This window comes from Brucella sp. MAB-22 (genome assembly GCF_025908475.1).
Classification (GTDB): domain Bacteria; phylum Pseudomonadota; class Alphaproteobacteria; order Rhizobiales; family Rhizobiaceae; genus Brucella; species Brucella anthropi.
Map to the genome: position 1 here is coordinate 282,971 of NZ_CP109781.1, position 12,899 is coordinate 295,869.

Below are 12,899 nucleotides of genomic sequence, written 5' to 3' on the forward strand. Positions count from 1 at the left end.
GCAAAGATAGAACCGTTGCTCATACATTCTGCTCACACAAAACGAAGCAACCGGCAGTGCATTCCCGGCACGCCGAAAACACAAAAGAGGGGTCCTATGACCAAAATCATCAAAGCACCGAACTTTACCCGTCGCAACATTCTCGCAATGTCTGCAGCACTCGGCGCAACGGCAATGACCACTCGGGTCTTTGCGGCCGATGAAAAGCTGAAAGTCGCGGGCATCCACGCCTCGCCGGTCGAGAATGCCTGGAATTCCCGCCTTCACGAGGCACTGAAGCAGGCAAATGACGACGGCGTCATCGAATATGTCTTCTCCGAGGGCGTTTCGGCGAGCGACTACCCCCGCGCCATGCGCGAATATGCCGAACAGGGCATCAAGCTGATCGTCGGCGAATCCTATGCCGTCGAACGCGAAGCGCGCCAAGTGGCAGGCGATTATCCAAAGACGGCTTTCGTCATGGGCTCCTCCGGCAAGCCGCAGGGCGATAATTTTGGTGTTTTCGGCACATGGAACTTTGAATCTGCCTATCTCGCGGGCATGCTGGCAGGCGCGATGAGCAAGTCCGGCACCTTCGGCTCCGTCGGTGCCGTGCCGATCCCGGAAGTCAACATGCTCATCAATGCCTTTCAGGATGGCGTGAAGGAAACCCGTCCCGACGCGAAGTTCATCGCGTCGTTCATCGGCACCTTCTTTGACCCGCCGAAAGCACGTGAAGCCGGTCTTGCCCAGATCGACTCTGGCGCGGACATCCTGTTCGGCGAGCGCATCGGCACGGCAGACGCGGCCAAGGAACGTGGTATCAAGGCCATCGGCTCGCTGATCGACTATACGCCGCGCTATCCCGACACGGTCTTCGCCAATGCGATCTGGAATTTCCGCCCGATCCTGAATGCGGCTATCGCCGACGTGAAGGCCAGCCAGGCAACCGGCAAGGATTACACGCCGTTCAGCCTGATGAAGGAAGGCGGCAACGACATCATCTACGTCAAGGGTATTGCCCCTGCCGAAGCGGAAGCCAAGATGGAAGCCCGCCGTGTGGAACTGAAGGAAGGCAAGTTCGAGTACAAGCCGAACCCGGCCGAACCGAAGTAATCATTTAGGACGGGCAAGCATATCGTGGCAATCGACATGAACCAGCAGGATGCGACCGCGCTCGCGCAGGCGATTGCGGAAGGAATCCTCAGTGCCGAACAGGCCATGGATGCCGCTCTCGACGCAGCAGAAAAATGGCGCCCCTTGGGCGCCATTGCATATCTCGATCGCGATCTTGGCCGCGCCGGTGCTATTTCATTCGATGCAGCGCCATCCAGAGCTGCCTTCGCGGGCGTTCCCTCCCTGTTCAAGGATCTGGGCGGGCCCTGTGCCGGTCTGCCGATCCGGCTCGGCTCGCAGGCATTCCTCAATGCCTCACCTCAGATGGATTCCGAACTCGGCCACCGGCTACGCGCAGCCGGATTGAATTTCTTCGGTACTACCACCGTTCCCGAATTCGGTCTGGCGCTTGCGAGCGAACCAGCGGGAGCACCGCCTGCATGCCATCCCTTCGATGAAACGCTTTCACCCGGTGGATCATCCGGCGGAGCGGCAGCAGCGGTTGCAGCCGGGATAGTCGCAATTGCGCACGCTACCGACGCTGGTGGTTCCATCCGTGTGCCCGCCGCAACCTGCGGGCTTGTCGGTCTGAAACCAAGTCGTGGCGCTATGCCAGCGGGTCCGCATTTCGGCAATTATCTTGCAGGCATTGCGAGCGAGTTTGCGCTTTGCCGCTCGGTCCGTGATGCGAAAGCGCTTCTGCCGCTTGTTGAAGGCAAAACGGAAGGCTTTCTGCCCGACCCGGCGATGCTGGCAGGCGATTTGCCGGACCGCCTTCGTATCGGCATCGTGACCGGCGATCTCGCAAACTATCCAATCACATCAGAGCGCCTGCAGGTTGTGGCAGATGCAGCGCATTTCCTTGAGGCACAGGGGCACACAATCCGCGAAATCCCGGCTTCGGAATTCAGCCCGCTGATCGCTTCCAGCGCGCGCGCATTCGACCGTATCATTTCCGTCAATCTTGCGGCTGCAATCGATTTTCTGGCCCTTGATGAAGACAAGCTTGAACCGCTCACCCGCGCCGTTGCGGAGCGCGGGCGGCGCATGGAAGCCACCGCGCTTTACCGCACCATGAACGGAGCTGTCAGCGCCGCACATATGCTCTGGCAGATTTTCCGCGACATCGACGTGCTGATCACGCCTATGCTCGCGCGCGGGCCGATGCGGCTCGGCTCCTTTCCCATGGATCACGGTGATGTCGATGCGCATTGGCAGAAGATGAATGCTTTCGCACCTTATGCAGCGCTCGCCAATATTTCCGGTTTTCCGGCGCTCTCGCTTCCCTTTGCGACGGATACCAACAACATGCCGGTCGCCTTGCAGCTTGTAGCGCCGATGGGCGCGGACCGGCTGCTTTTGAGCCTTGGCCAGCGTCTGGAGGCGGACCAGCGCTGGCAGCACAGATTTCCCGTTGCGGGGTTGAACATATGACCACGACCGTTCTTGAACTGCAGAACATCACCAAGCGGTTTGGCCAGCTCACCGCCAATGACGATATTTCGCTGAAGCTTGAGCGCGGCGAAATCCTCGCTTTCCTGGGCGAGAATGGCGCAGGCAAAACCACGCTGATGAATATCCTGTTCGGCCATTATGTGCCGGATGAGGGCCGTGTCTTCGTTAAGGGTGCAGAAATCCCGCAGGGCAAGCCCCGCGCCGCCATCGATGCGGGCGTTGGCATGGTGCACCAGCATTTCACGCTCGCGCCCAATCTCACGGTTCTGGAAAACATCATCACCGGCACTGAAAGCCTCTGGAAGCTCAAATCTGCGCATGGTGCTGCGCGTAACAAGATCGCGGAAATCGCCAAACGCTTCGGCCTGCAGGTTGATCCCGATGCACGGCTTGGCGATCTTTCGGTCGGTGAACAGCAGCGCGTGGAAATTCTCAAAGCGCTTTATAACGACGCCGATATTCTGATCCTCGACGAGCCGACCGCCGTTCTGACCACGCAGGAAGCCGAGAACCTGTTTGCGACACTGAAAGAAATGGCGCGTCAAGGCCTGTCGCTGATCTTCATCTCGCACAAGCTGCATGAGGTTATGTCCGCCGCCGACCGGGTGATCGTGCTGCGCGGTGGCAAGCTGGTCGCCGAACGCAAGGCTTCCGAAACCTCCAAAGAGGAACTCGCCGAACTGATGGTTGGCCGTCGTGTTTCGCGCCCTTCGCGTGCTGCGGCAACGCCCGGCGAAACCTTGCTGGAAGCGAAGAATGTAACAGTGGTGGAAGATGGCGCGGCCCGCCTTAGTGACCTCGACTTTCACCTTCGCGCTGGCGAAACGCTTGGCATCATTGGCGTGTCGGGTAATGGGCAGGCAGCGCTTGGGCGTCTCGTTTCGGGTCTCAGCCAGCCTGCGAGTGGCTCACTTGTCATGTTCGGGCAGACAGTTACCAAATTCGACCCGCGCCAGTTTGTGGCCGAAGGTGTTGGCCGCATCCCGGAAGATCGCAACGCTGAAGGCGCAATCGGTGATCTGACGCTTTGGGAAAATGCTGTGCTTGAACGCGTGCGTGATCCGCAGTTCTCCAATGGTCTTCTGGTCAATCGCGCGGCTGCGCGTGAATTTACCGACCGCATCATCAAGGATTTCGATGTGCGCGGCGGCACGCCTGATAGCCGTATTCGCCTGCTTTCCGGCGGCAACATGCAGAAGCTTATTCTGGGTCGCAATCTTGAAACGGCTCCCCGCATTCTGATCGCGGCGCAACCGACGCGTGGCCTTGATGAAGGTGCCGTCGCAGCCATTCATGCCCGTATTCTGGAAGCGCGGGCAAAGGGAGCAGCGGTTCTGCTAATCTCGGAAGATCTGGATGAAATTATCGGCCTTGCCGACCGCGTACAGGCCATCGTCAAGGGCCGCCTCTCGCCGCCGATTGACGCCGGAGAAGCCAATGCGCAACGGCTGGGCCTGATGATGGCTGGGGAATGGCAGACTAATCTCACGAAGGGGCTGAACTGATGCGTATTGAAAGACGCGAAACACGGCCCATGGCACTGGTAGCAACCGCACCAATTATCGCCGTTTTGACCGCCTTTGTGCTTGCCGGACTGCTCATTGCCGCTGCCGGTGCGCCGGTTTTGGAATCCTTCCGCCAGATAGCCATCGGCGCTTTCGGTAACAAGCTTTCGATCACCGAAACACTCACCCGCGCAACACCCTTGATGCTGACCGGCCTTGCCGCTGCCGTCGCCTTCCGCTCCAAACTCTGGAATATCGGCGCCGAAGGCCAGTTCTATATGGGTGCGCTGGCGGTGGTCGCCTGTGGGACGCAATTGCAGCTTCCTGCCCCTATTCTCATTCCGCTGTTGCTTATCGTCGGCGCGATTGCAGGCATGATTTTCCTGCTTATTCCGCTCGGGCTTCGTCTGCGCTTCGGTGTCGATGAAGTGGTGACGACCCTGCTTTTGAATTTCGTTGCGGTGCTCATCGTCTCGATGATGATCGAAGGGCCGATGAAAGACCCCCTCGCCTTTGGCTGGCCGCAATCCGAGCCTGTGCCGGATGCGGCGGTGCTGCCAAAAATCATGGCAGGCATGCGGCTTCACATTGGCATAGTCATCGCTATCGCTCTGGCGCTCATCATCGCCTATGTGCAGAAGCGCACCGTGTTCGGGCTGGAAACCAAGGCTGCCGGTCTCAACCCGCAAGCCGCGCGTTTTGCAGGCGTTCCGCTTGGCAAGACACTGGTGAAAGTCGCCTGCATTTCCGGTGGTCTTGCAGGACTTGCAGGCGCAATACAGGTCATGGGCGTTAAGGGTTACGTCACGACCGATCTGTCGCCGGGCTTCGGCTATTCCGGCATCATTGTCGCCATGTTGGCCATTTTGAATCCTATCGGCGCGATCTTCTCCGCACTTTTTGCTGCCGCAATGTTTGTCGGTGCCGACGGCATGAGCCGTGCCATTGGCATTCCGAGCTTCATCGCCGATGTCACCGTGGCGCTGTCGCTTCTGACTATGCTGGTTGCTCTGTTCTTCACACAATACAGGATCGCCCGATGAACGAGTTGATGGATATCCTGCTCTCCGCAGGCCTCTGGGTCTCGGTCCTGCGCATTGCAACGCCGCTGATCTTCGGCACGCTCGGCGCACTTTATTGCGAACGGGCGGGTGTGCTTAATCTCGGCATCGAAGGCATCATGACCTTCGGTGCGATGATCGGCTGGCTGACAGTCTATAATGGTGCCGACCTGTGGGTCGGTGTGCTTGCCGCCGCCGCTTCCGGCGCTCTGTTCGGCCTGCTTCACGCGGCGCTCACCGTGCCGCTCGGCCTGTCACAGCATGTGGTCGGTCTTGGCATCACGCTCTTTGCTTCCAGCCTCAGCTATTTCCTGTTTCGCCTTCTGGTGCCGCTCTCTTCAACTCCGCCGACGATCACGCCATTCCAGCCGGTGAATCCGTCCTGGCTCGTGGATATTCCGTTTATCGGACAGGTGCTTGGCACGCAGACGGCCCTCACCTGGATCGCCATACCTCTGGCACTGCTGCTTGGTTATGTGCTTTTCCGTACACCGCTGGGGCTCGCCATCCGCATGACCGGAGAAAATCCGCATGCCGCCGAAGCGCAAGGCATCAACCCTATCCGCGTCCGCATTTTCACGATCATGTTCGGCAGTGCCCTGATGGCGGTCGGCGGTGCGTTCCTGACGCTCTCAGCCTTCAACTCGTTCTTCCCGACCATGATGCAGGGACGCGGCTGGGTCTGTATCGCGCTCGTCGTATTTGCCTCGTGGAAGCCCGCCCGCGCGCTGCTGGGCGCGCTGCTCTTTGCGCTCTTCGATGCCTTCCAGCTTCGTCTGCAGACGGTTTACGGCAAGGTCGTGCCCTATCAGCTTTTCCTGATGATCCCCTACATCATGTCGATTGTAGCGCTCATTGTCATGGCGCGGCGGGCACGTGTCCCGCAGGCGCTGATGCAGCCCTATCGTCGCGGAGAACGTTGATCGCATAGTGCGCGATAAAATAGGCAATGGTGAAAACTGCCAGTCCACCAAAGACATCGCTCAGATGGTGTCCGCCGTGCAGCAGGATCGCGGGTACCATGAATATATTCAGAGCGAGTACCGATAAACGCACCCATGCGATGCGCCATGTAAAGACCACGGACATGGCAGCCATGACGGTGTGGAACGACGGGAATCCGATCAGGCCGAGCACATTGGCTGGCGTCAGATAATCTACCCCTTCCTTCGACAAGCGGATCAATTCCAAGCCATAGGACGGACCGACAGCCAATCCTGCACTTCTCACAACATCATCAGGCAGGTTCCATACAGCCGATGTACCGAATGTTGGAAAAAAGGCCCACACCACGATGCTGAGAAGAACGCCTACAATTCCAGTCATCAGGAAATGAGCAAGTTTTTCTGATTGCCCCGAAAAGCCGAGCAACAGAACAACCATCACCAACTGCGGCAGGGAAGTGAAGTAAACTATCTTCAACAGTGCTGAAACACTGGGCCACTGCGCAATGTATGTGACCAGACTTGGCCAATCATATCCCATCAGTCGATCGACCCCGACCAGGAATTCGTCAATTCGCGGGAAATGGATCGGCAGCAACATATAGTTAAAGACCGACCCGACCAGTGTGAACAATATGAAGCCCGCAGTCAGAATGAGTGTCTCCGCAATCCGGGCATCATTCCTTACGAAGCGATAAAACAGGCCGAGCATGATCGTTCCAAGACCGATCGCCCCGATCATTCCGTAGCCTGTCCAGTCTACGCGAATGCCTTTCACTGTAATCAAAAGAATGTCGATTGCGCCCAACGCACCAACGACAGTCAGAACAAATCGCTCATAACGCGAGAATATCATCAGCGCCCCCAATTGATCTCATAATCGACCAAAGAGCTGAAGTTCACGTTAAACGTGCAAACAAAAACGGCGCCCGAAGGCGCCGTTTTCTTTTATGTTGTCGAACTTATGCAGCGCTGGACTTGCCGCTCTTTTCGAAGCGCTTGCGCTCATTCGGGTCGAGGTACAGCTTGCGAAGACGGATCGACTTCGGCGTCACTTCAACCAGCTCGTCGTCCTGAATCCACGACAGAGCGCGTTCCAGCGTCATCTTGATCGGCGGGGTGAGCTTCACGGCTTCATCCTTGCCTGCGGCGCGGATGTTGGTGAGCTTCTTGCCCTTGAGCACGTTGACTTCCAGATCGTTGTCACGGCTGTGAATGCCGATAAGCATGCCTTGATAGACCTTGACACCAGCGTCGATGATCATCGGGCCGCGATCTTCAAGGTTGAACAATGCGTAAGCAACAGCTTCACCCTGATCGTTGGAGATCAGAACGCCATTGTTGCGACCAGCGATTTCACCCTTGTACGGCTGATAGTCGTGGAACAGACGGTTCATGATCGCCGTGCCGCGCGTATCGGTCAGAAGTTCCGATTGATAGCCGATCAGACCACGGGTCGGTGCGTAGAACACCATACGAACGCGGTTGCCGCCGGAAGGACGCAGTTCGACCATTTCGGCCTTGCGTTCGGACATCTTCTGCACAACCGTGCCGGAATATTCTTCATCGACGTCGATGACGACTTCTTCCACCGGCTCCAGCTTCTCGCCGTTCTCGCCGTCCTTCATGACGACGCGCGGACGCGAAACGCCAAGCTCGAAGCCCTCACGGCGCATGTTTTCGATCAGAACTGCAAGCTGCAATTCGCCACGACCGGAAACGAAGAACGAATCTTTTTCGGTCGATTCCTCGATCTTCAGTGCAACGTTGCCTTCAGCTTCCTTGAGCAGACGGTCACGGATAACGCGGCTCGTCACCTTGTCGCCTTCCGTGCCCGCATAAGGGCTGTCATTGACGATGAAGGACATGGTCACGGTCGGCGGATCGATTGGCTGCGCAGCCAGAGGCTCGCTTACCGAAGGATCGCAGAAGGTGTCGGCAACAGTGCCCTTGGAAAGACCGGCGATAGCGACGATGTCGCCTGCATGGGCTTCGTCAATGGCCTGACGCTCGATGCCGCGGAAAGCGAGGATCTTCGAGATACGGCCATTTTCGAGCAGCGAACCATCCTGACCGAGAACCTTGACGGCCTGGTTCGGCTTGATCGAGCCGGAATGGATACGACCGGTGATGATGCGGCCCAGGAACGGATCGGCTTCGAGGATCGTACCGATCATGCGGAACGGACCTTCAGCAACCTTCGGTGCCGGAACGTGCTTCAACACGAGGTCGAACAGCGGAGCCAGACCTTCGTCCTGTGGACCTTCCGGGTTCAGCGCCATCCAGCCGTTACGGCCTGAACCGTACAGGATCGGGAAGTCGAGCTGCTCGTCGGTCGCGTCGAGATTGGCGAAGAGGTCGAACACTTCGTTGATGACTTCTTCATGACGGCCATCCGGACGGTCGATCTTGTTGATCGCAACGATCGGACGCAGGCCGACTTTCAGCGCCTTGCCAACAACGAACTTCGTCTGTGGCATTGGACCTTCAGCAGCATCGACGAGAACGATAGCGCCGTCCACCATCGAGAGGATACGCTCAACTTCACCGCCGAAGTCGGCGTGGCCCGGCGTGTCGACGATGTTGATACGCGTGTTTTTCCAGACAACCGAAGTGGCCTTCGCGAGAATGGTGATCCCGCGTTCCTTTTCGATGTCGTTGGAATCCATCATGCGTTCTGCAACGCGCTGGTTGTCGCGGAACGAGCCAGACTGCTTCAGGAGTTCATCGACCAGAGTGGTTTTGCCATGATCGACGTGTGCGATAATAGCGATATTACGCAATTCCATATGGAGATCACTTCTATATGAGTTGGGAGCCGCGCCAACAAACCCGCGCGGAAAAACAATGCGGCGCTCTTACAGGTTTTTTTGCATTTTAGAAAGGGGCAGCGCGAAACTGCCCCCCAATTAACCCGAAAAACCCGAATTTCATTGCGTTTTTACACTGTCATTCTGACAGTTTTTTGAATTCTTTTTGGGCATGTCGTTATCGAAAAACCGATTTCGACTTTTTCGCGACATGCTCGAGCCTTACAAGAGCGTGCCTGACAAAATGACCAGCGCGACACTGAAATAGATCACAAGACCGGTCACATCGACCAGTGTGGCGACGAAAGGCGCCGATGCGCTGGCCGGATCGAATCCGAGCCTTTGCAGGATGAAAGGCAGCATGGAGCCCGTCAGCGAGCCGAAGGTCACGATGCAGACCAGCGCCATACCGACGGTCGCGGCCACCAGAATCCAGTGTTCGCCATAATCGTAGATGCCAAGCGTCTGCCAGATGGCGATGCGAATGATGCCAATGACACCGAGGAAGCTGCCAAGGGCTAAGCCCGTTGGCAATTCGCGCAGGGCGACACGCCACCAGTCCTTGAGCTTGATTTCCTGCAAGGCCAGCGCGCGGATAATCAGCGACGTCGCCTGTGAGCCGGAATTACCGCCCGATGACATGATGAGCGGGATGAACAGCGTCAGCACGAGAGCCTTTTCAAGCTCCAGCTCGAAATGCTGCATCGCGCTCGCGGTCAGCATTTCGCCGAGGAAAAGGATACCGAGCCAGCCCGCACGCTTCTTCAGCATCTCGCCGAAGCCGATGCGCATATAGGGCTTGTCGAGCGCCTCCATACCGCCGAAACGGTAAGCGTCCTCGCTTGCCTCTTCCGTCATGGCGTCGAGCACGTCATCAACGGTCACAATGCCGATGATGTGACGGCTTTCGTCCACCACAGGTACGGCCAGAAGGTCGTGCTTGCGGAACAGGCGTGCCACTTCCTCACGACTTGCGAGAGGCGAAATGGTGATCGGCTCTTCGTCGCGGGCGATGGACAGAATCGGCTCGTCCGGCTGGCGGATGATGAGGCGGCGCAAGCTGACCACACCCAACAAAACACGGCTGGCCGGATCAACCACGTAGATTGCATAAACCGTCTCGCGCGTGCGTTCGACCTTGCGGATATATTCCAGCGTCTGGCCAACATTCCAGTTCGAAGGCACGGCGATGAATTCGATGGTCATGAGCGATCCCGCCGTATTCGGCGGATAGCCCATCAGTTTCTTCAGCGCGACCTTGGTTTCAGGCGCGAGAATGGGAAACAGGCGTGCACGGTCGTCGTCTTCCAGTTCCTGAAAAACGTCGGTTGCACGGTCCGCCGACATTCCATCGAGCAGGAGACTCGCGAGGCCGGGCGGCAGGGTAGCGATGATTTCGGTAGCACGGTGCAGTTCCGGCTGGTCGAGCAGACGGATGGCATCTTCGTGCGAAAGCTGTGCGATGACGGCGACTGCATCATCGGCATCGAGTTCGTTAACGAGTTCCACTGCGTCGCCGGTACGCATGTCCGCAATGCGGCTTGCGATGGCAGCAGCAGGGAGGTCGGCAACATTGAGTACTTCCGGGAAGAAGTTGTTGTCGGTCATGGGCTTGCCTTTCTGTCGATCCGCCGTCAAAGGCAGACCGTGCAAGCCGACCGCAAGCGATCAGATCACGAACTGCCTTGACGGCTGAAACAATCGACTGTGACTGTCGCTGGGCATAAGAGAATAAAACTCCGGTTGAAAATGCTGCCGCAGAAATTCGGCTGCGGGCGTGATGTGCGCTTGGTCGCCAATAAAGTCAAGCCCTGCGAGACGATGTCGAACGCTTTTTCCAAGCTCCTGCCTCGGCAGCAAGACGCCCGCGATGTGGAAACCGTGAAAGCGGCCTTCCAGCCCTTGCCCCTCTGCTGCTTAACTCCTAAGTCTGATCCATATCGAATTCATCTGAACCGGAGTCTCATCATGTCCGACAAGACCGCTTACAATCGCGCGCTGACTGAATGGAGCGGACCGCTGGGCCTGCCGGATTTCACCGCTTTCAAGGATGACGATTTCGCGTCTGCATTCGATGCCGCGTTGGCTGAGGACCTCGCAGAAGTGGAAGTCATCGCGAAGGCGACCGATGAAGCGACCATCGATAATACGCTGAAAGCTCTCCAGCTGACCGGCAAGGCGCTCGACCGCGTTTCATCGATTTTCTGGATGCGCGCTGGTGCGCATAGCAACGACACGATCCAGGCGCTCGAACGCGAGATCGCGCCGAAAATGTCGCGTCATTATTCGCGCATCATGATGGACCCGGCGCTTTTCGCCCGCATCGACGCGCTCTATGAAAATCGCGATATGCTGGACCTCGATACCGAGACCAAACGCGTTCTTGAAAAGACATGGAAAGGTTTTGTCCGCTCCGGTGCGAAGCTCGATGAGGCGGGCAAGACGGAGCTTGCAGGTATCAATGAAAAGCTTGCCGGACTTGGCGCGCGCTTTGGTCAGAATGTGCTGAAGGATGAATCAAGCTGGGCCCTGTTCATCACCGATGAAGCCGACCTCGCCGGTCTGCCGGATTTCCTGAAGAACGCCATGCAAAGTGCCGCCGCTGAACGCGGCAAACCGGATGCCTGGGCGGTTACGCTATCACGCTCAATTGTCGAGCCATTCCTTTCCTTCTCCGAAAATCGTGAACTGCGCGAACAGGCGTTCAATGCCTGGGCAAAGCGCGGCGAGAACGGTGGCGAAAGCGACAATCGTGACATCGTGCGCGAAATGGTGGAATTGCGCGAGCGCAAGGCACATCTGCTCGGCTACGCCAACTTTGCCGCCTACAAGCTCGACGACACCATGGCCAAGACGCCAAAGGCGGTCATGGACCTGCTGGAACCCGTCTGGGACAAGGCGCGCGCCAAGGCCCATGAAGAAGAAGTCGAACTGGAGCGCCTGATCGCAGCCGATGGCGGCAATCACAAGGTTGCGCCATGGGACTGGCGCTTCTATGCCGAAAAGCTGCGCGCCGAACGCTTCGCCTTCGATGAAGCGGAACTGAAGCCTTATCTTCAGCTCGAAAAGATCATCGAAGCCGCTTTTGACGTGGCAGACCGCCTGTTCGGCATCCGCTTCGAGGAAAAGAAGGGCATCGCTGCGTGGCATCCGGATGTGCGGGTGTTTCAGGTCTTCAATGCGGATGGCAGCGAACGCGGCCTTTTCCTCGGCGACTATTTCGCCCGCACCTCGAAGCGTTCGGGCGCGTGGATGAGTTCCCTGCAATCAAGCCACAAGCTCAATGGCGGACAGAAGCCAATCATCTACAACGTCATGAATTTTGCGAAGCCAAAGGCAGGTGAACCTGCCCTGCTCTCGCTTGACGATGCGCGCACGCTGTTCCACGAATTCGGTCATGCACTGCATGGGCTTCTCTCGGATGTGACATGGCCCGCCGTTTCCGGCACTGCCGTTTCCCGCGATTTTGTGGAACTGCCGTCGCAGCTTTACGAACACTGGCTTACAGTTCCGGCCGTTCTCGAAAAATACGCCGTGCACTATCGCACCGGAGAAGCCATGCCGAAGGCGCTCCTCGACAAGGTGCTTGCGGCCCGCACTTTCAATGCAGGCTTCAACACGGTCGAGTTCACCTCATCCGCACTGGTGGACATGGCGTTCCATACCGGTAAGGAAAAGATCGCTGATCCGCTCGCTTTCGAGGTAAAGACGCTGGAAAAGCTTTCCATGCCGGATGCAATCATCATGCGCCATCGCACACCGCATTTCACCCATGTCTTCTCCGGCGACGGTTATTCCGCAGGCTACTATTCCTACATGTGGTCGGAAGTGCTGGACGCGGATGCCTTCTCGGCATTTGAGGAAACCGGCGATGCCTTCAATCCCGAACTGGCGGCAAAGCTGAAGCAGCATATCTATGCCGCTGGCGGCAGCCGTGACCCGGAAGAGCTTTACAAGGCCTTCCGCGGCAAGATGCCGACGCCGGACGCGATGATTGAAAAGCGCGGTTTGAACTAGAACCAAAACAAA

General features: G+C 57.7%; 9 protein-coding genes. 6 read left to right on the forward strand and 3 right to left on the reverse strand.

What is annotated here, in order from left to right; translation table 11 throughout:
- Positions 1-96 precede the first annotated feature (96 nt).
- Genes OHI65_RS01240 through OHI65_RS01260 form a run of 5 tightly spaced genes read left to right on the forward strand, consistent with a single transcriptional unit; the run spans position 97 to position 6,039 of the window.
- Complete coding sequence (locus OHI65_RS01240; RefSeq protein WP_151609575.1) at positions 97-1,095, forward strand: BMP family protein; 999 nt, start codon at positions 97-99, stop codon at positions 1,093-1,095.
- A gap of 36 nt (positions 1,096-1,131) precedes the next feature.
- Positions 1,132-2,529, forward strand: coding sequence for an amidase (locus OHI65_RS01245; protein ID WP_125301332.1), 1,398 nt, complete (start codon positions 1,132-1,134; stop codon positions 2,527-2,529).
- A complete protein-coding gene (locus OHI65_RS01250; RefSeq protein WP_125301334.1) occupies positions 2,526-4,055 on the forward strand; it encodes an ABC transporter ATP-binding protein in 1,530 nt (509 codons plus the stop codon). Before OHI65_RS01245 ends, OHI65_RS01250 begins: the two co-directional genes overlap by 4 nt.
- Positions 4,055-5,098, forward strand: coding sequence for an ABC transporter permease (locus OHI65_RS01255; RefSeq protein WP_264358717.1), 1,044 nt, complete (start codon positions 4,055-4,057; stop codon positions 5,096-5,098). Before OHI65_RS01250 ends, OHI65_RS01255 begins: the two co-directional genes overlap by 1 nt.
- A complete protein-coding gene (locus OHI65_RS01260; protein ID WP_125301336.1) occupies positions 5,095-6,039 on the forward strand; it encodes an ABC transporter permease in 945 nt (314 codons plus the stop codon). Before OHI65_RS01255 ends, OHI65_RS01260 begins: the two co-directional genes overlap by 4 nt.
- Here the strand turns inward: OHI65_RS01260 and OHI65_RS01265 are convergent.
- The 3 genes from OHI65_RS01265 to mgtE all read right to left on the reverse strand — a co-directional run bounded on the left by OHI65_RS01265 (position 5,975) and on the right by mgtE (position 10,478).
- Positions 5,975-6,916, reverse strand: coding sequence for a phosphatase PAP2 family protein (locus OHI65_RS01265; protein WP_125301338.1), 942 nt, complete (start codon positions 6,914-6,916; stop codon positions 5,975-5,977). The genes OHI65_RS01260 and OHI65_RS01265 overlap by 65 nt on opposite strands.
- A 106-nt stretch (positions 6,917-7,022) precedes the next feature.
- On the reverse strand, positions 7,023-8,849 hold the full coding sequence (gene typA / locus OHI65_RS01270) for a translational GTPase TypA (protein WP_010658502.1): 1,827 nt from the start codon (positions 8,847-8,849) through the stop codon (positions 7,023-7,025).
- A gap of 243 nt (positions 8,850-9,092) precedes the next feature.
- The gene (gene mgtE, locus OHI65_RS01275) at positions 9,093-10,478 is read right to left on the reverse strand and encodes a magnesium transporter (protein WP_010658501.1); all 1,386 of its coding nucleotides are present in this window, start codon (positions 10,476-10,478) and stop codon (positions 9,093-9,095) included.
- A gap of 360 nt (positions 10,479-10,838) precedes the next feature.
- Between mgtE and OHI65_RS01280 the strand changes: the two genes are divergently transcribed.
- The gene (locus OHI65_RS01280; protein ID WP_125301340.1) at positions 10,839-12,887 is read left to right on the forward strand and encodes a M3 family metallopeptidase; all 2,049 of its coding nucleotides are present in this window, start codon (positions 10,839-10,841) and stop codon (positions 12,885-12,887) included.
- Positions 12,888-12,899 lie beyond the last annotated feature (12 nt).

Bases quoted from the DNA above. Each gene is read 5' to 3' on its own strand.
- OHI65_RS01255 (WP_264358717.1), top strand. From the start codon at position 4,055: ATGCGTATTGAAAGACGCGAAACACGGCCCATGGCACTGGTAGCAACC.
- mgtE (WP_010658501.1), bottom strand. From the start codon at position 10,478: ATGACCGACAACAACTTCTTCCCGGAAGTACTCAATGTTGCCGACCTC.
- OHI65_RS01265 (WP_125301338.1), bottom strand. From the start codon at position 6,916: ATGATATTCTCGCGTTATGAGCGATTTGTTCTGACTGTCGTTGGTGCG.
- OHI65_RS01245 (WP_125301332.1), top strand. From the start codon at position 1,132: ATGAACCAGCAGGATGCGACCGCGCTCGCGCAGGCGATTGCGGAAGGA.
- OHI65_RS01240 (WP_151609575.1), top strand. From the start codon at position 97: ATGACCAAAATCATCAAAGCACCGAACTTTACCCGTCGCAACATTCTC.
- typA (WP_010658502.1), bottom strand. From the start codon at position 8,849: ATGGAATTGCGTAATATCGCTATTATCGCACACGTCGATCATGGCAAA.
- OHI65_RS01250 (WP_125301334.1), top strand. From the start codon at position 2,526: ATGACCACGACCGTTCTTGAACTGCAGAACATCACCAAGCGGTTTGGC.
- OHI65_RS01280 (WP_125301340.1), top strand. From the start codon at position 10,839: ATGTCCGACAAGACCGCTTACAATCGCGCGCTGACTGAATGGAGCGGA.
- OHI65_RS01260 (WP_125301336.1), top strand. From the start codon at position 5,095: ATGAACGAGTTGATGGATATCCTGCTCTCCGCAGGCCTCTGGGTCTCG.